At 73.5% G+C, this 23,635-nt stretch carries 13 protein-coding genes, 1 tRNA gene and 1 other RNA gene; 11 read left to right on the top strand and 4 right to left on the bottom strand.

Going from position 1 to position 23,635, the window contains the following annotated elements:
- Window positions 1-96: 96 nt before the first annotated feature.
- A complete protein-coding gene (locus tag LEL83_RS13315; RefSeq protein WP_225559172.1) occupies window positions 97-1,503 on the top strand; it encodes an MFS transporter in 1,407 nt (468 codons plus the stop codon).
- Between the two features lie 31 nt (window positions 1,504-1,534).
- The gene (locus LEL83_RS13310) at window positions 1,535-2,107 is read left to right on the top strand and encodes a type 1 periplasmic-binding domain-containing protein (protein ID WP_225559171.1); all 573 of its coding nucleotides are present in this window, start codon (window positions 1,535-1,537) and stop codon (window positions 2,105-2,107) included.
- A gap of 90 nt (window positions 2,108-2,197) precedes the next feature.
- Here the strand turns inward: LEL83_RS13310 and LEL83_RS13305 are convergent, their stop codons facing one another.
- Window positions 2,198-2,779, bottom strand: coding sequence for a TetR/AcrR family transcriptional regulator (locus tag LEL83_RS13305; protein WP_225559170.1), 582 nt, complete (start codon window positions 2,777-2,779; stop codon window positions 2,198-2,200).
- A 224-nt stretch (window positions 2,780-3,003) separates the two neighbouring features.
- Here LEL83_RS13305 and LEL83_RS13300 point away from each other — a divergent pair, with 224 nt between their 5' ends.
- Window positions 3,004-4,260: a multidrug effflux MFS transporter gene (locus LEL83_RS13300; protein WP_198656349.1), complete on the top strand. Its 1,257-nt coding sequence runs from the start codon at window positions 3,004-3,006 to the stop codon at window positions 4,258-4,260.
- Between the two features lie 13 nt (window positions 4,261-4,273).
- Here the strand turns inward: LEL83_RS13300 and LEL83_RS13295 are convergent, their stop codons facing one another.
- Entirely contained in the window at window positions 4,274-4,918 is a 645-nt protein-coding gene (locus LEL83_RS13295) for a hypothetical protein (RefSeq protein ID WP_225559169.1), read from the bottom strand.
- Between the two features lie 280 nt (window positions 4,919-5,198).
- Window positions 5,199-5,286: transfer RNA gene (locus tag LEL83_RS13290), tRNA-Ser, on the bottom strand.
- 121 nt (window positions 5,287-5,407) lie between these two features.
- On the opposite strand from LEL83_RS13290, the gene pta reads away from it, so the two are divergent.
- Complete coding sequence (gene pta / locus LEL83_RS13285) at window positions 5,408-7,513, top strand: phosphate acetyltransferase (protein ID WP_198656347.1); 2,106 nt, start codon at window positions 5,408-5,410, stop codon at window positions 7,511-7,513.
- 95 nt (window positions 7,514-7,608) lie between these two features.
- Window positions 7,609-8,805 carry an acetate/propionate family kinase gene (locus tag LEL83_RS13280; protein ID WP_198656346.1) on the top strand — a complete coding sequence of 399 codons (1,197 nt, stop codon included), beginning with the start codon at window positions 7,609-7,611 and terminating at the stop codon, window positions 8,803-8,805.
- 132 nt (window positions 8,806-8,937) lie between these two features.
- On the opposite strand, the gene LEL83_RS13275 is transcribed toward LEL83_RS13280, so the two are convergent.
- Entirely contained in the window at window positions 8,938-9,612 is a 675-nt protein-coding gene (locus LEL83_RS13275; RefSeq protein ID WP_198656345.1) for an SDR family oxidoreductase, read from the bottom strand.
- A 37-nt stretch (window positions 9,613-9,649) separates the two neighbouring features.
- Between LEL83_RS13275 and ffs the strand changes: the two genes are divergently transcribed.
- The 6 genes from ffs (at window position 9,650) to LEL83_RS13245 (ending at window position 23,574) form a co-directional block, all read left to right on the top strand.
- An RNA gene (ffs, locus tag LEL83_RS13270) (signal recognition particle sRNA small type) lies at window positions 9,650-9,746 on the top strand.
- Window positions 9,747-9,978: 232 nt separating this feature from the next.
- Window positions 9,979-17,517, top strand: coding sequence for a choice-of-anchor G family protein (locus LEL83_RS13265; RefSeq protein WP_225559168.1), 7,539 nt, complete (start codon window positions 9,979-9,981; stop codon window positions 17,515-17,517).
- A gap of 163 nt (window positions 17,518-17,680) precedes the next feature.
- Complete coding sequence (locus tag LEL83_RS13260) at window positions 17,681-20,515, top strand: DNA polymerase III subunit gamma and tau (protein ID WP_225559167.1); 2,835 nt, start codon at window positions 17,681-17,683, stop codon at window positions 20,513-20,515.
- Window positions 20,515-21,114, top strand: coding sequence for a recombination mediator RecR (gene recR / locus LEL83_RS13255; RefSeq protein ID WP_198656342.1), 600 nt, complete (start codon window positions 20,515-20,517; stop codon window positions 21,112-21,114). The genes LEL83_RS13260 and recR overlap by 1 nt, the downstream gene beginning before the upstream one ends.
- Before the next feature lie 116 nt (window positions 21,115-21,230).
- The gene (locus LEL83_RS13250) at window positions 21,231-22,496 is read left to right on the top strand and encodes an aspartate kinase (protein WP_198656341.1); all 1,266 of its coding nucleotides are present in this window, start codon (window positions 21,231-21,233) and stop codon (window positions 22,494-22,496) included.
- Between the two features lie 25 nt (window positions 22,497-22,521).
- Window positions 22,522-23,574 (top strand): aspartate-semialdehyde dehydrogenase, encoded by a 1,053-nt coding sequence (locus tag LEL83_RS13245; protein WP_225559166.1) that lies wholly within the window; start codon window positions 22,522-22,524, stop codon window positions 23,572-23,574.
- The last annotated feature ends 61 nt before the right edge of the window (window positions 23,575-23,635 follow it).

Raw genomic sequence — 23,635 nt, 5'->3', positions numbered from 1 at the left:
GCTGACGCGCCGACGGAACGGGAGGCACGGTGCGGGCCCGCACCGTGCCTCCCGTCCATCGCCCGTCGCGTCGGTGCCCGCCCCTACGATGGACGGGTGAGGACGACGGCGTCGCGGGTGGGACTGCTGAGCGGGCCGTACGCGCTCGCCACGATCGGCATGATCGCGATCGTCGGGGTCGCGGCGTTCCAGAACCTGGCAATGACGACGATCATGCCGGTGATCAGCCACGACCTCGACGGCGAGACCCTGTACGCGCTGGCGTTCGCCGCCCCGCTCGCGGCCGGGGTGCCGGGCATGGTGCTCGCGGGCAACTGGTCCGACCGCGCGGGCGGCCGGGTCGTCGCCTGGGTCTCGGCGGCCCTGTTCGCGGTCGGGACGGCCGTGGTGATGCTCGCACCGACCATGGAGGTGTTCCTGGCCGGGCGGTTGATCGAGGGCTTCGGCGCCGGCGCGATCGACGTCGTGCTCTACGTGCTCGTCGCCCGGATCTTCCCCGCCGACCTGCACGGGCCGGTGTTCGCCGGCTTCGCCGCGGCGTGGGTCGTCCCCGCGCTGATCGGCCCGGCACTGGCCGGCATCGTCACCGACCTGTGGAACTGGCACTGGGTGTTCGCCGGGGCGCTGGTCATCGCGGTCGGCGCCTTCACCCTGCTCGTCCCGACGCTCGGGCGCCTGCACGCCCCGCCGGTCGCCGTCCGTCCGCCGTGGCAACGGGTGCGCATCGGGTGGTCGGTGGCGGCGGCCGCGTCCGTCCTGCTCCTCAACGTCGCACCCGACCTGCCGCCGTGGGGGATGGTGGCAGCGGTGCTCGTCGGCCTGGTCGGCACCTGGTTCGCGCTCCGTCCGCTGCTGCCCGCCGGGACCTTCCGCGCCGCCGCGGGACTGCCCTCGGTGGTGCTGCTGCGGGGACTGGTGGCGGCGTCGTTCTTCGGGAGCGAGGCCTACGTGCCGTTCCTGCTGCAGGCCGAGCACGACCTGTCGGCGTCGGCGGCCGGGCTCGCGCTGACCGTCGCCGCGCTGAGCTGGGCGGCGTCGAGCTGGGCGCACGGGCGGTTGGGCGAGCAGCGGTTGACCGCCCGGCGCACCTTCGGGGCGGGCCTGGCGCTCGTGCTCGTCAGCCTGCTCACCGCGCTCGCCGTGGCGACGCTCGACCTGTCGTGGTGGGTGCTCGTGGCGGGCTGGTTCGTCGGCGGTGCCGGCATGGGGGCGATCTACCCGCGTGCCTCGATGCTGACGCTGCGGTTCTCGGGCGAGGGGGACGACGGCTTCGCGAGCTCGGCGCTGACGATCGCGGACGCGGCGGGCACGGTCGTCGGGCTCGCGGTGACCGGACTGCTCTTCACCGCGACGGGCGGTGCCGACGGTGCGGTGTCGTTCCCGCTCGTCTTCGCGGCGATGGTGTGCTTCGCCCTGCTGGCGGTCGCCGCGGTGCGCCGTCTCGGTCCGGTCCCGGCACCGACCACGGCGGGATCGTCGCCGCGCGGGGCGGACGCCGGGTAGCGTGGCAGTCCCGGAGCGGAGAGGAGACACCGTGCTGCGCATCGTCACCGTGACCGTCGCACTGGCGGCGGCACTGACCCTCGCCGGGTGTCAGAGCACGACGTCCGCCGCGCCGACGCCCGTCCAGAGCACGGACCTGACCAGCTCGGACGGCGGGTTCGACAAGCAGGCGGTGATCGGCGTCGTCCTGGTGCACGACGACGCGGCCCTGGCGGTCGAACTCCGGACCGGCCTGTCCGACGCCGGGTTCCGTCCCGACGTGCGGGTCGCGCCGGCGTCCGGAGCGGCCTCGTCGCAGCGGGCCGCGGTCGCGCAGCTCGTGCGGAAGGGGGCGAAGGCGCTCCTGGTGCACGCCGAACGGCCGTCGACCCTCACCGGTGTGGTGCAGACCGCCCACGACGCCGGGGTCGTCGTGGTGTCCCTGGGCGACCAGCTGCCCGCGGCCGGCACCGGCGGGGACGGGGTGTCCGCCGACTACCGGGTGCCCGCGGGGGCGGACGACGCCGACGTGGCGGCGACGGCGGTCGAGATGGTGCGGTCGCTGCAGCGCGGCGAGAAGCCCGAGACCGACGTGACCGACGGCGACACGACGGACGCCGAGTAGGCGGACGGACGGACCGGGGCGCGTCGGTCCGACCCAGGCTCGGTCCGATCCGGTCTGGCTCAGCGTCGGTCGACGCTCGCGTCGGTCGGCTCAGCGCCACCAGGCCGGGAACGACAGCGTGATCGTCTCGACCAGCGCCCTGCGCGACCGTCGCGGTCCTGCCAACCACGCCTCGATCGCGCCGACGAACCCCTGCGCCACGAATCCGGCGGCGACGTCGGCGAGCAGCTCCGGACGCTGCTCGGCGCCGAGCTCGCGGATGTGCAGGGCGCTGGACACCGTGAAGTGCTCCACGAGCAGCCGGTGCAGCGAGGCGTCGTTCGGGTCGGGCAGTGCCCGGCAGTAGATGTCGCGGTGCGTGGTGACGTGCTCGACCACGGCGTTGATCCCGCGCCGCGTGACGGCCGCGAGCTCGTCGGCACCGGCCCCGCGGGCGGCGGCCGCACGGCGCTCGTCGGCGTCGTCCTGCCGGATGCGGTCGAGCTCCGGCGTCAGGACGTCGGCGAGCAGCGAGCCGGGGGAGACCGCGTGCGAGTAGAACGTCGCCCGGTTGATGCCGGCCGCACGGGTGACGTCCGCCACGGTGATCTCGGAGACCGGACGTTCCGCCGCGAGGCGCAGGATCGCCTCGCGGAGCGCAGCGGTCGTGTGCAGGATCCGGGCGTCCACCATGACACCCACCCCCTTCTGGTCCGGTCCGCCCGGGAGCACCCGAGCAGTCCGACGCTACCCCATGGCGTGCCCGTGGCGGGCGGTCGCACGAGCCGCAACACGCGGTCCCGCCGGACGCCCGGCCGTGAGAGCGCTCACCCGGCCGTAGGATGGTTCCGCGCACGAATCGATTCGATCGACGTCGCGCCGCCCGCTCCCACCCCTCGCCGAAGGACCCCTTCCTCGTGACCGCGCCCGCCACCACCGGTTCGCTCCGGGTCGTGCTGCACCCCGGAGACTCGCTCTCCCGTGGGCAGCGACTCGTCTACGTCTTCGTCCTGGGCGCCCTGACGGCGCTCGGTCCGTTCACGATCGACCTGTACCTGCCGGCGTTCCCGGCGATCAAGGACCAGTTCGCCGTGACGGACGGCGCGGTCCAGCTGACGCTCACAGCGACGACGCTCGGGTTCGCCATCGGCCAGCTGCTCGTGGGTCCGTGGAGCGACAAGGTCGGGCGCCGGCTACCGCTCATCATCGCCACGACGGTGCACATCGCGGCGTCGATCGGTGCCGCCACGGCTCCGGACATCGAGCTGCTCGCGGTCTTCCGGGTGCTGCAGGGCATGGGCGCTGCGGCCGGTGGTGTCGTCGCGATGGCCACCGTGCGCGACCTGTTCGGTGGCAAGCCCCTGGTACGCATGCTGTCCCGTCTGGCGATGGTGAACGGTCTCGCACCGATCCTGGCGCCGCTCATCGGTTCGCAGATGCTGCAGTTCACCAGCTGGCGCGGCATCTTCGTGTTCCTGGCCTGCTACGGCCTCGCCGTGGTGATCGCGTCGATCCTGCTCATCGTCGAGACGCTGCCGCCGGCCCGTCGCCGCGAGGCCGGGCACTCCACCATCGGGCAGCGCTACAAGGCACTGTTCTCGGACCGGATCTTCGTCGGCGTCGCACTCATCGGCGCCATGGTGTTCAGCGGGCTGTTCTCGTACCTCAGCGCGTCGCCGTTCCTGTTCCAGCAGGTCTACGGGCTCGACGCCCAGCAGTACGGGTTGCTCTTCGCGGTCAACTCGGTCGGCGTGGTGCTCGGGGTGCAGATCTCGGCGCGGCTGGCCCAGCGCGTCGGCCCGCAGTGGATCCTGGCCTGCTCGACGGGGACCCTGCTGCTGTCGTCGGTGGCGATCATCGTCCTCGACCAGCTGGGCGCCGGGCTGGTCGGCGTCCTCGTGCCGCTGTGGTTCTTCATCGCGGCGTGCGGGTTCTCGTTCCCGCTGGTCCAGGTCATCGGCCTCGCCGCGCACGGCAAGGAGGCCGGCACCGCCGCCTCGGTGCTCGGCGCCCTGAACTTCGGCGTCGCCGGGCTCATCTCGCCCGTCGTCGGGTGGCTCGGCATCACGACCGCCTCGCCGATGGCGATGGTCATGGCGTCGACGGCCGCGGTCGCGATCGTCGTGCTCTGGGTCGTGGTGCGCCCCCGGACGGTCCCGGCCCTGTCGCACTGACCGGTCGGCGAGGTCAGCGGCCGAGCAGCCCGGCGACCTCGACGGCGAGCACCCCGCCGACGACCACGACGACGAGCCCGGCGGCGAGCACGACCGCGACCCGACGCTCGTACCACGCGCGGCTCGACGGGTAGCGCTTCACGAACGCCCGTGCGGAGACCGGCCGCGGCTCCTCGGTGATCTGCGCGCCGAGGGCGTCGGCCACACGGTCGATCCCGTCGTCGCCCCACACGTCGGCGCGCACGCGGAACAGGTGGGCGCCCGTCGCGTCGAAGGCCACCAGTTCGCGCACGGCCCTGTCGACCGACGACCCGTAGGTGGTGGCGAGCACCAGGCTGTGCACGTGGTCGCGCGGGAAGCGGCGACGACGGGTCAGGACGCTGCGCACCGTGATGCCGTCCTCGTCGATGCCGATGAAGGCCGTCTGCAGGCGGACGAAGACGACGCCGAGCGCCGCGGCGATCGCGACGACCGCGCCGGCGACGAGGACCCACGTCCGGAACGGGAACGAGACCCAGAGCAGGGCGACGGCCAACGGCACGGCCGAGAACACGACGCTGAGCGCGGTCGACCGCACCAGGGACCGGCGCGGGCGGAGCACCGTGTCGTACTCCGGTGCGCGGGCGGCCGGTGTCGCGGGCGCAGAGCGATCCCCCATGCGCGTCTCCTCGTCCCCTCGGGTACCCGGGCACGCCGATCGGCACGCCCTCCGAGCGACGCCCCTGCCGCTCGATGCACCGCGGTCGGCTCGTCCCGGAGCCGTTCGCTCGGACAGCATAGGTGACCGACCGGCGCCGAGGACAGCCCGTTCCACCCCGCGTCGGCGTTTCCCGGCCAGCGCCGCACAGCCGGGTACGCGCTCGTCCGCCGACCGGGGGACCGGACGCCGTGGAACGACGAAGGACCCGCACCGATCCGGTACGGGTCCTTCGTCCTGCTGGCGGAGAATGGGGGATTCGAACCCCCGAGGGCTTGCACCCAACACGCTTTCCAAGCGTGCGCCATAGGCCACTAGGCGAATTCTCCTGGCTCCGTCTTGCGACGGCGACACCCAATGGTACAGGTTCTCCGGGGTGCTCACGACCGCGTGTCGCGGAGCCGCCCGCTCCCAGTCGGCACGACGTGTCCGGCGACTACCCTGGGCCACGTGTCGACCCGCATCTACATCACGTCAGCAGAAGGGCACACGGGCAAGAGCACCGTCGCCCTCGGTGTCCTCGAGACCCTCGCGCGGTCGGTCGGCCGCGTGGGCGTGTTCCGCCCCGTCGCCCGGTCGGTGGTGGAGCCGGACTACGTGCTCGAACTGCTGCTGCAGCACACCGCGGTCGGCATCTCGTACGACGACGCCGTGGGCGTCACCTACGACGACGTGCACGCCGACCCCGAGGCAGCCCTCGGCACCATCGTCACCCGCTTCGCGCAGGTCGAGCGGCAGTGCGACGCCGTCGTGGTGCTCGGCTCCGACTACACCGACGTCGGCAGCCCCACGGAGCTGTCCTTCAACGCCAAGGTCGCCGCGAACCTCGGTGCGCCGGTGCTCCTGGTCCTCGGCGGCCGGGACACCGCCGAGCGCGGTGCCCGGACCCCCGAGGGCATGGCGCAGGTCGCAGACGTCACGACGAGCGAGCTGCGGGCGGCACACGCGCAGCTGTTCGGCGTCGTCGTGAACCGCGCCGACCCGGACGCCCTCGCGACCATCGTCTCGAGCGTCGAGCGGGCCGTGCACGACGACCACCCCGACGTGCCGGTGTGGGCGATCCCCGAGGACCGCGTGCTCGTCGCCCCGACCGTCCGCGCCCTGCTGCAGGCCACCGGTGCCACCCTGGTGCGCGGCGACGAGGCCCTGCTCGATCGCGAGGCGCTCGGCACGGTCGTCGCCGGCATGAGCATGGAGAACGTCCTGCCCCGCCTGATCGAGGGCGGCATCGTCGTCGTCCCCGGCGACCGCAGCGACGTCCTCATCGCGACCCTGCTCGCCAACCAGTCCGAGACCTTCCCGAGCCTGGCCGGCGTCATCCTGAACGGCGGGTTCGAGATCGCCCCGCCGGTGTCCCGGCTGCTCGAGGGCCTGTCGAGCTCGCTGCCCATCGCGCAGAACGACCTCGGCACGTACGACACCGCCCTCCGGATCACCCAGACGCGTGGCCGCCTGGCCGCCGACTCGCCCCGCAAGGCCGACCTGGCGCTCGCGCTGTTCGAGCAGCACGTCGACGCCGAGGCCCTGCGCGACCGCCTGCAGCTCGCCCCGTCGGGCGTCGTCACGCCGCTCATGTTCGAGCACGGGCTGCTCGACCGGGCCCGCGGCTACGGCAAGCGCATCGTCCTGCCCGAGGGCGAGGACGACCGCATCCTCCGTGCCGCCTCCACCCTGCTGCAGCGCCAGGTCTGCGAGCTCACGATCCTCGGCGACCCGGCCGCCATCCGCACCCGCGCGACCGAGCTCGGCCTCGACCTCGAGGCCGCGCAGCTCGTGTCCCCGTTCGACCCCGAGCTGCGGGAGCGCTTCGCCGAGGAGTACACCCGGCTCCGCGCCCACAAGGGCATGTCGATCGAGCTCGCCCGCGACACCGTCACCGACGTGTCCTACTTCGGCACGATGATGGTGCAGCTCGGGCTCGCGGACGGCATGGTCTCGGGTGCGAAGCACACCACGGCGCACACCATCCGACCGTCGTTCGAGATCATCAAGACCCGTCCCGACACCTCGATCGTGTCGAGCGTGTTCCTGATGGCGCTCGCCGACCGCGTGCTCGTCTACGGCGACTGCGCCGTCATCCCGGACCCGACGAGCGAACAGCTCGCCGACATCGCGATCTCGTCCGCCGAGACCGCGACGCAGTTCGGCATCGACCCGCGCGTCGCGATGCTCAGCTACTCCACCGGCGACAGCGGCTCCGGCGCCGACGTCGACAAGGTGCGGGCCGGTACGGCCTTCGTCCGCGAGCGCCGGCCCGACCTGCTCGTCGAGGGACCGATCCAGTACGACGCCGCCGCCGACCCGACCGTCGCGCGCACGAAGATGCCGGACTCCCCGGTGGCCGGCAAGGCGACCGTGTTCATCTTCCCGGACCTGAACACCGGCAACAACACGTACAAGGCCGTGCAGCGCTCGGCCGGTGCCGTCGCGATCGGCCCGGTCCTGCAGGGCCTGCGGAAGCCGATCAACGACCTGTCCCGCGGCGCCCTCGTCGGCGACATCGTGAACACCGTCGCCATCACCGCGATCCAGGCCGGCACCGCGACCGACGCGTAGCCGACTGACGGACGCGCGCCGCGCCTCTAGGCCGACGGCGACGTGGTCGCCGGACCAGCCACCCACCAGCAGTGCCGACAGAGAGTGACCCAGCAGTGACCGCAGCGCTCGTCGTGAACTCCGGATCGAGTTCCTTCAAGTACCAGCTCATCGAGCTCGAGGACGAACGGACGCTCGCGTCCGGACTCGTCGAGCGCATCGGCGAATCCGCCGGCGCGTGGAAGCACACGAACGCGCTGACGGGGGAGTCGTCTTCGAACGACGCGGCCGACGTGCCCGACCACGCCGCCGGGTTCCAGGCGATGATCGACGCGTTCGCGAAGGTCGGGCCGTCCTTCGACGAGCACCCGCCGGCCGTCGTCGGCCACCGTGTCGTGCACGGCGGCACCACCTTCGACCGCGCGACCGTGGTCACCGACGAGGTCGCGCAGCAGATCGACGACCTCAGCAGCCTCGCCCCGCTGCACAACCCGGCCAACCTCGAGGGGATCCGCGCCGCGCAGCAGGTGTTCGACACCGTGCCGCACGTCGCGGTGTTCGACACCGCGTTCCACCAGACGATGCCGCCGCACGCGTACACCTACGCGATCCCCGCCGACCTCGCCGAGCGGTACGGGATCCGCCGGTACGGCATGCACGGCACGAGCCACAAGTACGTCTCCGAGCAGGCCGCCGAGTTCCTCGGACGCCCGTTGGCCGAGCTCAAGACGATCGTGCTGCACCTGGGCAACGGGGCGTCGGCCGCCGCGATCGACGGGGGCAGGTCGATCGAGACCTCGATGGGGCTCACGCCGCTCGAGGGGCTCGTCATGGGCACCCGCTCCGGCGACCTCGACCCCGCCGTGCTCGTCCACCTGCACCGCGAGGCCGGGCTGTCGTTCGACGAACTCGACACCATGCTCAACAAGCAGTCCGGGCTGCTCGGCCTGACCGGCAACGGCGACATGCGCGACGTGCAGGACGCCGCCCTGAACGGCGACGAGGTCGCCGAGGCGGCGCTCGCCGTCTACCGGCACCGCATCCGCCGCTACGTCGGCGCCTACACGGCGCAGCTCGGCGGGCTCGACGCCGTCGTCTTCACCGCGGGGGTCGGCGAGAACAACGCGCTGCTGCGCCGGCGCGTGCTCGCCGGGCTCGAGCACCTGGGCATCGAGATCGACGCGGACCGCAACGAGCTGGCCTCCCGGGAGGCGCGGCTCGTCTCCACGGACACGTCGCGTGTCGCGGTGCTCGTCATCCCGACGAACGAGGAGCTCGAGATCGCCCGGCAGTCGGCTGCGGTCGCGCTCTGATCGCTGGGCGGTCGGCCCGCGGCGGCCGCCGCTCCGCGCCGCTCCGCCGTTTCGCGCCGCTCCGCGCCCCGCTGCGGTCGTCGCGCCCCGACGCACCGGGGCGCGACGACCGCAGCGGGGCGCGGGCGGTGATCAGCTCAGGGCGTCGAGTGCGGCCGGGATCGGGGTGTCCCCGCTCGTGACCTCGAACTGCACGCCGACCGCCGCGTCGTCGAGCAGCGCGTGCAGCACCACGGTCGCCACGTCGGCGCGGGGGATCGAACCGCGGGGGACCGTCCTGCCGACGTCGACGGTGCCCTGCGGCGGCGTGTCGAGCAGCGCCCCCGGGCGGACGATGGTCCAGCGGAGCCGTCGTGCGCGCAGGTTGGCGTCGGCCTCGGCCTTCGCGCGCAGGTACACCTGGAACACCGCACGGTCGTCCTGCGCCGGCACGACCGCGAGCTCCGGGTCGTAGGTGTCCGCGGCCATCGCCGAGATCATCACGTAGCGCTCGATGCCGGCTCGCTCGGCGGCGTCGGCGAGCAGGATCGCCCCGTCACGGTCGACCGACAGCTTGCGTTCGGCGCCGCTGTTCGGCCCCGCTCCGGCCGCGAAGACCACGGCGTCGACACCGCGCAGTCGCAGCGCCAGTTCGTCGTCGCTCAGGTGTTCCAGGTCGGCGACGATCGCGCGGGCGCCCTGCTGCTCGACGTCGGAGACGTGGGCGGGGTTGCGGACGATGGCGACGGCGTCGTGGCCGGCCTCGGTGATCTGGTGGGCGAGGAGCAGGGCGATCTGGCCGTGTCCTCCGGCGATGGCGATCTTCATGTGTCCGATCCTGCCCGTCGCATCCGGTAGACTTCTCGGCGGCTCCTCACGTGACGCCATCCAGGCCAACTCCCCCAGGGCGGAAACGCAGCAAGGGTAACCAGGCTCTGGCGGGTGCGTGGGGAGTCTTCTTCGTCTGCGGCCCGTCGTCCCACGGACCTCGCCCACGCACCTCGCGTCTGCGGTCCGTCGCTGTCCCCCGTTCGGGGAGGTCGGTTTTTCCCGGACGCGTGCGGACACGATCCTGATCATGTGTAAAGATCACCTTCAGGGATCCCCAACCAGGATCCCGACCCTCCACCGCCTCACCAGCGGGGGAGTTCCGAGGATCAGGTGGCGGGCGTGCCCGCCAGGAAAGAGACGCGCATGCGCAGGCTTGCGTCGCTGCTCGGTACCCGCGTACCCGCCGCAGCGTACGACCAGGAACGACGGACCACCGGTGCCGACCGAGGAGCTCGACGACGAGCACCGAACGGACGGCGTCTCCTGCTGCGCGGCGGCGTCGTCGCCACGGTGACGGCGCTCGTCGCCGCCACCGTGGCGATCCAACCCGCGGCGGCCGCCCCCACCGACGTCGCCGAGGCCGAGGGGCTGCTGCTCAGCGGTTCCGGCATCGTCGACGCCGACGCGATCGCCCAGCTCGGCGGGGCCTACTCGGCCCGCGGCGCGACCTCGGGCGGCGGGACCACCGCCCAGCCGCTCAACCTGACGGCCCTCGAGACGGTGGGGGTGGACCTGGGCAACGACGTCGACCTGCTCGGGGCGAACGGCATCCTCACCCTGGGCGTCGACGGCCAGTACGCCACGACCTCGGCGAACGGGGCGACGGCGTCCTCCGGTCTGCTGACGAACGACGGCGGCATCGGTGTCGGCACAGGGGCCGGCACCGGTGCCGCCACGCTCGACCTCGCCCCGCTGTTCTCGCGGGTCGGAGCCGACACCACGGTGCTCTCCACCTCGCAGCTGCGCATCGGCGCACTGGCGTCCCGTATCCAGGCGACGCGCGGCACCGAGGTCAGCACGACGAGCGACTACCGGATCGCAGGTGCGACGCTCGACCTGACGAGCCCCGCCGTCGCCGGGCTCTCCACCGCGCTGCGGAACGACCTGCGGACCTTCTCGGGCACCGTGAACTCGGCGGTCGGTGCGGACGGCGCGCTCTCCGGCACGACCACGGCGTTGACCGCCGAGATCCAGCGGCTGCTCCGGACGACGAGCCTCGGTCTGGTGACCGTCAACGGGACGAACGTCACCGCCACCGTCGACCTGAACCTCGACGACACGCTGACCCGTGTGCTGCAGCAGCCGCTGACGGACGGAGCGGTGACGATCACCCCGGCGACGGGCGCGATCTCGGTCGACCTCGACCGCCTCACCACGCTCAACGGTCAGCCGGCCAACACACCGGTGCTCACCGAGGCAGCCGTGAGCTCGATCAACCGGAGCATCACGACGATCCTCGGCACCCAGCTCCCGACGGCACTGCAGACCGCGGTCGTCGACACGGTGAACTCGACGGCCGTGCGCGTGAACGTGACCGCGAACGTCACCGCGGCCGGACTGCCGCTCGCGGGTCTCGCGCTCCGGGCGGACACCACGCTCGGCGCCCTCGCCGGGACGTCGCCGGCCCGCGCCACCGTCACTGCGACGGGTGGTCCGCTCGGACTCGCCGCGCTGGGCACGCTGCTCGCCCCGGCGGTCAACTCCATCGTCATCCCGGCGCTGCAGGACACCGTGCGGCCGCTCGTCTCCGGGACCGCGCTGACGGAGCTCGGCACGACGCTGACCGCCACGACCTCGGCGGTCTCGAGGCTGCTCAGCCCGGTGGTCCTGCTGCTCCGCCAGGTGATCGACCTCACCGTCAACGCGCAGGACACCGTCGGCTTCCGTGACCCCCGCGGGACCGACACCGGATCGCGGAGCGTGCACGCCCTGCGACTCTCGGTGCTGCCCGGGGCGGACGCCGCCACCGTGGACCTCGCGACCTCGACGGTGCGGGCCACGGCCTTCGCGGCCCCGACCATCACGGCGCCGACCGCGGGGCAGCAGTTCACCGTGCCCTCGGCCGACGCCACCCGCAGCATCGTCGTCCGCGGTGCCGGTGAGCCCGGCGCCACCGTCGTCGTGCGCCTCGGCGACGACCGGACCGGCACGGCGACCGTCGGAGCCGACGGGACCTGGACGACGACCATCGCGGACGTCCCCACCGGCGAGTACACCGCGACCGCGACCCAGACGGTCGGCGCCACCGCGGCCGGCACCGCGACGCAGGACTTCTCCGTCGTCGCCCAGCGTGCGCTGACCGTCACCAGCCCCACGACCGGCCAGACCTTCACCACGACGGGGGAGACCGCCCCGGTCACCCTGACCGGCACGGCGACCGCGAACGCGACCATCAGCGTCGACCTCGGCGACGGCGTGACCGCGACGGGCACCGCGGACGAGACCGGTGCGTGGAGCGTCACCGTCCCGGAGGTCCCCCTGGGCGACCGGACGGCCAGCGTGACGCAGACCGTCGGTGACTCGACCTCCGCCCCCGTGACCCGGGACTTCCGGGTCGTCGCAGCGGCAAGACTCACCGTCGACACCCCCACCGCCGACCAGGACTTCCCGCTCGCGGCGGACACGCGCTCCGTGCCCTTCGCCGGCAGCGCCCAGCCCGGGGCGCGGGTCGACGTCGACCTCGGTGACGGGCTGACGGCCACCACCCGGGCGAACGCCGACGGCACCTGGTCCACCAGCGTCACGGACGTCCCGGCCGGCGAGTACTCGGCCGACGTCACCCAGACCGTCGGCGGCACCACGAGCGCCCCGGTCACCCGGGACCTCACCGTGACCGCGGCCCCTGCGCTCACGATCGACGAGCCGGCGGACGGCAGCACCATCACCGTCGCCGACGAGACCGCGACGACGCCGGTGACGGTGTCCGGGACGGCCGCTCCGAACGCCCGGGTCACCATCGACATCGGTGGTTCCTTCGCCGCCGCGGTGACCGCCGACGAGGACGGCGCCTGGACGACGACCTTCGCCGACGTCCCGGTCGGGGAGCGCACCGTCACGGCGCGTCAGAGCGTCGACGGCACCACGTCCGGCCCGGTCGAGACCACCTTCACCGTCGAGGCGGGCGACCCGCTCGCGATCACCTCGCCCGACGCCGGCGACGTGGTCACCGTCCTCGATGCCGACACCACCACCGACCTCGACCTGGCCGGCACGGCCGAAGCCGACGCCGAGGTGCGGGTCTCGCTCGGCGACGGGCTGACCGCCACCACGACGGCCGACGCCGACGGCACCTGGACGCTGACCGTCACCGACGTCCCGGTCGGTCGGTACACGATCACCGCGACGCAGACGGTCGGCGGGACCACCTCGCCGGAGCTCCGCCAGGTCGTCACGGTGCAGGCGGGCGCACCGCTCGCCGTCACCGCGCCGGACCAGGACGACACGCTCACGGTCGCGACCGACGACTCCGCGCTCGACGTCACCGTGCGTGGCACCGCCGAGCCGGGTGCGCAGGTCGCGGTCGTCCTCGACGAGGGCGACGCGGTCACCACGACGGTCACCCCGCAGGGCAACTGGTCGGTCGTCCTCGAGGGCGTCGGGACCGGCGAGCACACGGCGACCGTGACCCAGACCGTCGACGGCGCGACCTCGACCCCGGTCGACCGCGACTTCACGGTCGAAGCCGGCGACGACCTGGTGATCGTGGCCCCGGGCGACGCGCAGGAGGTGCCAGCGGGCACCGGTGGGCAGGCCAACGTGGTCGTCCGCGGCACGGCGGAACCCGGTGCGGACGTCGCCGTGACCATCGACGACGCCGACCCGGTCGACGTGACGGCGGACACCGCCGGCAACTGGGAGCTGCCGACCACGCAGCTCGGCATCGGCGAGCACACCGTCGAGGCCGTGCAGACCGTGAACGGCACCGACGGCCCGGTCGTCACGCGTGCCTTCACCGTGGTGCCCGGCAACGCGATCGTCATCGACACCCCGGCGAGCGGCGCACGCTTCGTCGTGGTCGACGAGGACGCGACCGCCACGGTCCGGATCACCGGCACCGCCGAACCGGGCGCCGACGTGCGCGTCTCGGTCGGCCCCGGTACGCAGTTCCCCACCACCGCGGACGCCGAGGGGAAGTGGGCGGTCGACGCGACCGGCCTGGCCCCGACCGGCGTGTACACGGTGACGGCGAGCCAGCAGGTCGAGGACGTCGTGACGAGCGCCGTCCCGGTCGCCATCGAGGTCGTCGTGGCGAACGCCCTGACGATCACCGGCCCGGACACCGACCCGATCACGGTCGCCGGCCCGGACGTCGAACGTGATCTCACCATCACCGGCACCGGCCAGCCCGGCGCCACGGTGACCGCGACCCTCGCCGGGGCCGACGACCAGGAGACGACGGTCCGCGCGGACGGCACGTGGTCGGTCACGTTCCCCGACCTCGGGGTCGACGTGCACCAGATCGCGGTCACCCAGACCCTGGCCGGCACCGTCTCCGACCCGCGGACCTCCGACCCGGTCGAGCGCACCGTCACGATCGCGGCGGCCGACGCCGTGACGATCACGGCGCCCGAGGCCGACGTGGTCCTGCTCGTGCCGGACGGTGACGCGACGCGCGACGTCGTGGTCTCCGGCGCGGCGGAGCCGGGCGCCCCGGTCACGGTGCGGCTCGGCGACGACGAGCTGACCACCACCGCGGACGCCGAGGGTGACTGGACGGTCACGTTCGGCGGGGTCGGTGTCGGCACCCCGACGCTGACCGCCAGCCAGACGGTCGGCGGGACCACCGCCTCCAGTCCGGAGCAGACCGTCACGGTGCGGGCGGCGGACGCGCTCACCATCGCGACCCCGGAGGACGGCGACGTCCTGACCGTCGCGGACACGGCCGGCACGGCCGACGTCGTGGCGAGCGGTCGGGCGCAGCCCGACGCCGAGGTGACGGTGCGGCTCTCGACCGGTGCGACCGAGACGGTGACGGCCGACGAGGACGGCCGGTGGACCACCACGTTCCAGGACGTCCCGGTCGGCGACCACCGAGTCACCGCGACGCAGGTCGTCGACGGCCAGCCGTCGACGCCGGTCACGGCTGCGGTGTCGGTCCGCGCGGGCGCTCCGCTCGTCGTGTCCACCCCGCGGGGTGCCACCACCGTCACGGTGGCGGACGACGACGCCACCACCGACGTCGACTTCCGGGGCACCGCGGAGCCGGGCGCGACCGTCACGGTCGACCTCGGCGACGGCGGGACCGCCACGGCGACGGTGAGCGACGACGGCCGCTGGGCGACGACGGTCGAGGACGTGCCGACCGGCTCGTACACGGCCTCGGTGACGCAGTCGCTGAACGACACCACGAGCGCAGCGGTCGAGCGACCGGTGTCCGTGGTGGCGGCCGCGGCGCTCACGATCCGCGAGCCCGGCGACGACCCGATCACGGTCGCCGACGACGACGCCACGACGACCGTGACGGTCGCCGGCGACGCCCAGCCCGGTGCCACGGTGTCGGTCACGGTCGACGACCGCGACCCCGTCGAGGTGACCGCCGGTGACGACGGCTCGTGGAGCGTCCGGGTCCCCGACCTCGGCGTCGGCGAGCACACGGTCGAGGTGACGCAGACGGTCGACGGGTCGACCTCGACCGTCCCGGCCGAGACCACGTTCGTGGTCGAGGCGGGCGCGCCCGTCCGGGTCACCGAGCCGACGGCCGGCCAGCAGTACACGGTCGCCGACCGCGACGCCACCACGACGGTGGACGTGGCGGGCACCGCGGAGCCCGGGGCGACGATCGTCGTCGACCTCGGTGGCGGCCGCACCGAGACGACCACCGCGGACGACGGCGGCGACTGGGACGTCAGCGTCCCCGGCGTCCCGGCCGGCACCACCACGGTGAGCGTCACGCAGCGCGTCGGCGACACCGAGTCCGCGCCGGTGACCGTGGGCGTCCGCGTCCTCGTCGCCGACCCGATCACGATCGCCACCCCGGCGGACGGGTCGACGGTGCGCGTCGCGCAGGCCGACTCGGTCCTGACGCTCACCGCCGCCGGTGCGGCGGAGCCGGGTGCCGAGGTCCGGGTCACGGTCGACGGGGGCGACCCCGTGACCGTGACGGCGACGGACGCCGGCACCTGGAGCGTCGACCTGCCGGGCACCACGGTGGGCGAGCACGTCGTCCGGGCCACCCAGACGGTGGACGGCTCGACCTCGAGCCCGGTCCGCACGACCGTGACCGTGGCTCCGGGGGCAGCGCTGACGGTGACCGCCCCGGCGGACGACACCACCTTCACGGTGCCGAGCACCGAGTCGAGCGCGACGGTGCCGGTCGGCGGCGAGGGACAGCCCGGTGCGACCGTCCGCGTCGTCGTCGACGACGGCGACCCGATCACGGTGCGTGTCGGCCCCGACGGCCGCTGGGAGACCAGCGTCACCGTTCCCGAGGGCGAGCACACGCTCACCGTCGAGCAGGTGGTGAACGGCACCACGTCCGACCCGGTCGAGCGCGACGTCACCGTCGCGGTGGCCGCCGAGGATGCGATCGTCGTCACCGCCCCGGCGGACGGCACGGTCTACCGGGTGCTCGGCGGGACGACCGACGTGCGCGTGGTCGGCACCGCCGCACCCGACGCAGCGGTCAGCGTCCGCATCGACGGCGGCCGCGCGGTCACCACGACCGCGGACGGCGACGGCGCATGGGCCGTGACCGTCGAGGACGTCGCCGAGGGCGCCCACACCATCGCCGCCAGCCAGACGGTGGCGGGTGACACGACCGAGGCTCCGGAGGTCGGCTTCCGGGTCGAGGCCGTCGCACCGGTCACGGTCACCACCCCGACCGACGGGCAGCGCTTCCCGACCACCGGATCGACCACGTCGGTGCCGGTGAGCGGCACGGCCGAGCCCGGCGCCGCGGTGCGGGTGGACGTCGACGGCCGCACGGCCACGACGACGGCCGGCGACGACGGCTCGTGGACGGTCACGGTCGGCGGCGTCCCGGTGGGCGACCACTCGGTGTCGGTCACGCAGACGGTCGGCGGGCGGACTTCCGACCCGGTGACCACCGACATCACCGTGGTGGCGGCCGACGTGACGGACATCACCGTCACCAGCCCCGAGGCCGGGGAGCTCATCCCGGCCGACGGCTTCGGCGACACCGGCTCGTTCACGGTGACGGGACAGGCGACCCCCGGGGCGGCCGTCACGGTCACGCTGTCGACCGGACAGGTGCGCACCACCACCGCGGACGCGGAGGGCGACTGGAGCGTCACCTTCGACCGGGTGCCCGAGGGCGAGTGGACGATCCGCGCCACCCAGTCCGTCAACGGCACGACGTCGGCCGCACCGGCGGTGCCGATCGTGGTCGACGCCGTCGAACCGCTCGCAGTCACCTCGCCCACCCCGGGCGAGCGGCAGATGGCGGGCGACGACGGCGGGGTCGAGTGGATGATCACGGGGACCGCCGAGCCCGGAGCGACCGTCACGGTCGTCCCGATGGGTCGCGACGGCGTCGTGACCACGGCCGACGCGTCCGGCGAGTGGTCCGTCATGGTCTGGCTGCCGGTCGGCGAGCACGTGCTGCGGGTGACCCAGACCGTGGACGGGGCGACCTCACGGGCGCAGATGGTCCGCGTCGTCGTCATGGCCGACACCGCCGACCCGGAGGCGCCGGGCACGCCCGGTACGCCGGGAACGCCCGGCCTGCCGGGGACGCCGGGAACGCCCGGCGCACCGGGGGTCGGCGGCGGGGCCGGGGCCGGCAACGGCACCGGGACGGGTCCGGGCAGCGGTGACCTCGCCTTCACGGGCGCCGACATCGCGCCGATCGCCGGCTCCGCGGGCGCGCTCGTGGTGCTCGGGTTCCTGCTGCTGGGCCTCTCCCGCCTGGCCCGCGGGGTCCGCCGCCGAACGCGCGGCTGAGTCCGCAGCGCGTCACGCACCGCGCCTCCGGCCCGTCGTCGAGACGGACCGGAGGCGCGGTGCCGTCCGTGCGCCCGGCTCGCCGCCGACGGGCGGTCCGGCCCGGCGGTGCCCCCTGTGGACGGGCACGCGGGTTGTCGGTCGCGGCGGCTACCCTTGTCGCGTGGTCACCGCCCTGTATCGCCGTTACCGGCCCGAGAACTTCGCCGAGCTGATCGGGCAGTCGCAGGTCACCGACCCGCTGCGCACGGCGCTCCGGACCAACCGCGTGAACCACGCCTACCTGTTCAGCGGCCCGCGCGGCTGCGGCAAGACGACGTCGGCCCGCATCCTCGCGCGCTGCCTCAACTGTGCCGAGGGCCCGACCGACACCCCGTGCGGTGTCTGCCCGAGCTGCGTGGAGCTCGCCCGCGACGGCAGCGGGTCGCTCGACGTGATCGAGATCGACGCCGCCAGCCACAACGGTGTCGACGACGCGCGCGACCTGCGCGACCGGGCGGTCTTCGCGCCCGCTCGTGACCGCTACAAGATCTTCATCCTCGACGAGGCGCACATGGTGACGCCCCAGGGGTTCAACGCGCTGCTCAAGCTGGTCGAGGAGCCGCCGGAGCACGTCAAGTTCATCTTCGCGACGACCGAGCCCGAGAAGGTCATCGGCACCATCCGGTCGCGCACCCACCACTACCCGTTCCGTCTGGTGCCGCCGGCCGCGATGCTCGAGTACGTCGAGCAGCTGTGCACGCAGGAGTCGGTGTCGGTGGCGCCGGGGGTCCTGCCGCTGGTCGTCCGTGCCGGCGGCGGTTCCGTCCGCGACACCCTGTCCCTGCTCGACCAGCTGATGGCCGGCAGTGAGGACGGCGCGATCGCCTACGAGCGTGCGGTCGCCCTGCTCGGCTACACCGACGCCGCGCTGCTCGACGACGTCGTGGACGCCCTGGCCGTCGCCGATCCGGCGTCGGCCTTCGCGGCCATCGACCGCATCGTGCAGACCGGTCAGGACCCCCGGCGCTTCGTCGAGGACCTGCTCGAGCGGTTGCGCGACCTGATCGTCGTCGCGGCGACGAACGAGAGCGCCGCGGCGGTCCTGCGGGGCGTCTCGCCCGAAGAACTCGACACGATGAGCCGGCAGGCCGGCGTGTTCGGGGCGGGCGGACTGTCCCGGGCGGCCGACATCGCGAACCGTGCGCTCACCGAGATGACCGGAGCCACCTCGCCCCGGCTGCACCTCGAGCTCATGACGGCGCGCATGCTCGTGCCCGAGGTCGACGACACCCAGCGCGGCGCCCTCGCACGCGTCGAGCGGCTCGAGCGACGCGTCGGTGTCGGCGACGCCGGCGGACACCAGGCCGACGGCAACGCTGCTCCGACGGCTGCCGCACCCGCGTCCACCGGGCCCAGGGCCGCCGCGCCCAGGGACTCCGCGACCGGCGCACGCGGGTCCGCGGCGTCCGGGGCCGCAGCACCGACGACGGCTGCCGGCTCCGCACGACCGGAGCAGTCCGTGCCGCAGGCAGCGTCCGCTGCTCCTGCTGCTGCGCCGTCGGCAGCGCCGGAGCAGCCCGACGAGCAGTCCACCGCGCCCCGGCCGGACGCCGGTGCCGTGGCACGTGACGCCGCTGCGTCCTGGGCCGCCGTCGCCCCGAGCGAGCCGGCCGCCCCGGCCGTACCTCCGTCGACGTCCGCCGCGCCGGCGTCCACGCGCGCCCCGACCCCGACCCCGAGCGCCGACGAGCCGGTCAGCGCATCGTCGACCGGGCAGGGCACCACGATCGGCGACGAGCCGGCCGTGCGGAGCGTCAGCACCGTCGGGTTCCAGCAGATGCGGGACTCGTGGCCGCAGATCGTCGAGCACGTCCAGCACGCCAAGCGTTCCGCCTGGTCGGTCGTCGTCACGGCGCAGGTCACCGCGCTGCGCGACGACGTCCTGACGCTGACGTTCCCGAGCCAGCAGGACGTCGCCTCGTTCAAGGAGATGTCCGACCCGTCGGCCAGCGTCAGCGAGCTGTTGCGCGCGGCGATCGTCGAGGTGCTCGGGATCCGGGTGAAGTTCGTCGCCCGCGGGCCGGGACAGCAGCGTCAGCAGCAGCAGCAGCAGCAGCAGCAGCAGCAGCAGGCGCCGGCACCGGCTCCGACGAGTGCCGCGCCGCAGCGTCCGTCCGCCCCGGCAGCGCCGTCGGGTGGGACTGCCCCCGTCGCAGACCGGCAGCCGGCCGACGCACCCGCGGCCAGCGCCGCGGCCACCCCGGCGTCGGCCCCCACGCCGGACGCCCCGACCGTGACCGCACCGTCGTCGGAGCCGGCGGCATCGGCACCGGCCGCGACCGCACCGTCGTCGCAGCCGGCCGCCGACGCAGCTCCGACGCCGGACACCGCGTCCGACGGGCCAGCCGCCGCTGCCCCGGGAGCGCCGGTCACGGAGTGGGCTGTCGCGACGATCCCCGCCAGCGACCCCACCGCCGATGCCGTGCCCGAGTCCGTCGAGCCGAGCTGGGCCGCCCCGTTCGGCACCGCTCCAGCCTCGGCCCCGGTCGCACCCGCGCAGCCCGTCCAGCAGCCCGACCAGCCCGCGGCCTCCGGTGCCAACGGTCCGACCGCACCCGAGCACGACCGCCCCACCACGCCGGCACCGCAGGCGTCCGGTGCGGCAGCCGCTCCCGGCGTCGGAGCGGGCGCGCCGGGCGTCCCCGTCGACGACTACCCGCTCGACGACGAACCGTACGACGACGGTGCCCCGTTCCCCGACCCCGGGCGCGGCGGTCCGGCGGCAGCGCCCACGGCGGCGCGACAGCCCGCGCAGGCAGCACCGCAACAGGTAGCACCACAGCAGACAGCACCGCAGCAGGCAGCACCGCAGCAGCAGCGAGCCGCCGCTGCCCCGCGGACCGCACCGCCCGCGCGCCGCGCGCCGGTCGCCGGTCGCTACGGCGAGGCGGTGGTGCGTGAGATCCTCAACGCCCAGTTCATCGAGGAGACCGCCCTGCACGAGGACGGCGCCTGATGTACGACGGCATCGTCCAGGACCTCATCGACGAGTTCGGCCGCCTACCCGGCATCGGCCCGAAGTCGGCGCAGCGCATCGCGTTCCACATCCTGCAGACCGAGTCCTTCGACCCGTCGCGCCTGTCCGAACTGCTTGCCGACGTCAAGGAGCGCGTGCGGTTCTGCGAGGTCTGTGGCAACGTCACCGAGTCCGAGCGCTGCAGCATCTGCCGCGACCCGCGTCGCTCGCCCTCCGTCATCTGCGTGGTCGAGGAGGCGAAGGACGTCGCAGCGATCGAGCGCACCCGGGAGTTCCGTGGGCTGTACCACGTGCTCGGCGGCGCGATCAGCCCGATCGACGGCATCGGTCCGGACGACCTGCGCATCCAGCAGCTCATGACGCGCCTGGCCGACGGCACGGTCGACGAGGTCATCATCGCGACCGACCCGAACCTCGAGGGCGAGGCCACGGCGACGTACCTCAGCCGGCTGCTCGTGCCGATGGGGATCCGGACCACCCGACTGGCCTCGGGGCTGCCCGTCGGCGGTGACCTGGAGTACGCCGACGAGGTCACGCTCGGTCGGGCTTTCGAGGGGCGGCGCGTGGTCGGCGGCTGAGCGCCGCGCAGCTTCCTTGCGTCCGGGGCCGCTCGCACGCAACATCCCCGGAACACCCTCTACGATTGGGACACCGCGTGACCGCGCGGTGTCGCCGTCCCCGGGAGTACCAGCCAGTGGCCTTGATCGTGCAGAAGTTCGGTGGTTCATCCGTCGCGGACGCCGAGAGCATCAAGCGCGTGGCGAAGCGGATCGTCGAGACGAAGAAGGCCGGTAACGACGTCGTCGTGGCGGTGTCGGCGATGGGCGACACCACCGACGAGCTCGTCGACCTGGCGCACTCCGTCACGCCGATCCCCGCCGGCCGTGAGCTCGACATGCTCCTGACTGCAGGGGAGCGCATCTCGATGGCCCTGCTCGCGATGGCGATCAAGAGCCTGGGGGTCGAGGCGTCGTCGTACACGGGCAGCCAGGCGGGCATGCTCACCGACGCCCAGCACGGCAAGGCGCGCATCGTCGACGTCACCCCGAAGCGCGTGCGCGAGGCGCTCGACTCCGGCCACGTCGCGATCGTCGCCGGCTTCCAGGGCTTCAACCGCACCACGGGCGAGATCACCACGCTCGGCCGCGGCGGCTCGGACACCACCGCCGTCGCCCTCGCCGCAGCCCTCGACGCCGACGTGTGCGAGATCTACACCGACGTCGACGGCATCTTCACGGCCGACCCGCGGGTGGTGTCGAAGGCCCGCAAGGTCGACCGCATCACGAGCGAGGAGATGCTCGAGCTCGCCGCCTCGGGCGCCAAGGTCCTGTACATCCGCGCCGTCGAGTACGCCAGGCGGCACGGCGTCACCCTGCACGTCCGGTCCTCGTTCAACAACGCCGAGGGCACCATCGTCTACAACCCTGCAGAGGGGGAAACCGTGGAAGAACCGATCATCACCGGGATCGCCGGAGACCTCTCCGAGGGCAAGATCACCGTCGTGGGGGTCCCGGACCAGCCGGGCAAGGCCGCCGAGATCTTCACCAACGTGGCTCGTGCCGGCGCGAACATCGACATGATCGTCCAGAACGTGTCGGCGGCGTCGACCGGCCGGACGGACATCTCGTTCACGCTGCCGAAGGACCAGGGTCAGTCGGTGCTCACCGCGCTCGAGGTCGCGAAGGCCGACATCGGGTACGAGAGCATCCAGTACGACGACCAGATCGGCAAGCTCGCCCTGGTCGGGGCGGGCATGCGCACGAACGCCGGCGTCTCCGCGAAGCTCTTCCGCGCCCTGCACGACGCGTCGATCAACATCGAGATGATCTCGACGTCGGAGATCCGGATCTCCGTCGTGACGCGCGCCGACACCCTCAACGAGGCGATGCGGGTCGTGCACAGCGCGTTCGACCTGGACGCCGACGCCGAGGCCGTCGTCTACGCCGGCACCGGCCGCTGACCCGACCACCGATCAGGAGCACCGCATGAGCACCCTCACCGTCGCCGTCGTCGGCGCCACCGGCCAGGTCGGCGCCGTCATGCGCCGCCTGCTCGAGGAGCGCGCGTTCCCGGCCGACCGGGTCCGCTTCTTCGCCAGCGCACGGTCCGCCGGCACGACGCTGCCGTTCCGCGGCGAGCAGATCGTGGTCGAGGACTCCGAGACCGCCGACCCGTCCGGCATCGACATCGCGCTGTTCTCCGCCGGGGCCACCGCCTCGCGGGCGCTCGCGCCGAAGTTCGCCGCCGCCGGGGCACTCGTCGTCGACAACTCCAGCGCCTGGCGCATGGACCCCGAGGTGCCCCTCGTGGTGAGCGAGGTGAACCCGCACGCCATCGACCAGGCGCCGAAGGGGATCATCGCGAACCCGAACTGCACGACGATGGCGATCATGCCGGTGCTCAAGGTCCTGGACACCGAGTCCGGACTCCGCCGCCTGGTCGCCACGACCTACCAGGCCGTGTCGGGCTCCGGGCTCGCCGGGGTCGACGAACTGCTCGGCCAGGCGAAGGCCGCGCTCGAGCAGGACACCGCGGCGCTCACCCACGACGGGTCGGCAGTGACCTTCCCCGAGCCCGTCAAGTACGTGCGCCCGATCGCGTTCGACGTCGTGCCGCTCGCGGGCAGCATCGTCGAGGACGGCCTGGGCGAGACCGACGAGGAGAAGAAGCTCCGCAACGAGAGCCGCAAGATCCTCGAGCTGCCCGACCTGCTCGTCGCGGGGACGTGCGTGCGCGTCCCCGTCTTCACCGGCCACTCCATCTCGGTGCACGCCGAGTTCGAGCGCCCGCTGTCGCCCGAGCGTGCGACCGAGATCCTGGCGGACGCCCCCGGCGTCGAGCTCTCCGACGTCCCCACCCCGCTGCAGGCGGCCGGTCAGGACCCGGCGTTCGTCGGTCGCATCCGTGCCGACCAGTCCGCGCCCGAGGGCCGCGGCCTGGTGCTCTTCGTCAGCAACGACAACCTGCGGAAGGGCGCCGCGTTGAACGCGGTGCAGATCGCCGAGACGATCGTCGCGCGGCGTTCGGTCGCCGCGTAGCGCAGCGACGCGACCAGCAGACGGGAGGCCCGTGGCGACACCGCCACGGGCCTCCCGTCCG

It is taken from the genome of Curtobacterium oceanosedimentum, from assembly GCF_020297365.1.
Taxonomy (GTDB): domain Bacteria; phylum Actinomycetota; class Actinomycetes; order Actinomycetales; family Microbacteriaceae; genus Curtobacterium.
Note: the sequence above shows the minus strand (reverse complement) of the source record. Positions and strands in the feature narration are given on the sequence as shown.

Bases quoted from the DNA above. Each gene is read 5' to 3' on its own strand.
- LEL83_RS13305 (WP_225559170.1), bottom strand. From the start codon at position 2,779: ATGGTGGACGCCCGGATCCTGCACACGACCGCTGCGCTCCGCGAGGCG.
- LEL83_RS13295 (WP_225559169.1), bottom strand. From the start codon at position 4,918: ATGGGGGATCGCTCTGCGCCCGCGACACCGGCCGCCCGCGCACCGGAG.
- LEL83_RS13275 (WP_198656345.1), bottom strand. From the start codon at position 9,612: ATGAAGATCGCCATCGCCGGAGGACACGGCCAGATCGCCCTGCTCCTC.
- LEL83_RS13265 (WP_225559168.1), top strand. From the start codon at position 9,979: ATGCGCAGGCTTGCGTCGCTGCTCGGTACCCGCGTACCCGCCGCAGCG.
- recR (WP_198656342.1), top strand. From the start codon at position 20,515: ATGTACGACGGCATCGTCCAGGACCTCATCGACGAGTTCGGCCGCCTA.
- LEL83_RS13245 (WP_225559166.1), top strand. From the start codon at position 22,522: ATGAGCACCCTCACCGTCGCCGTCGTCGGCGCCACCGGCCAGGTCGGC.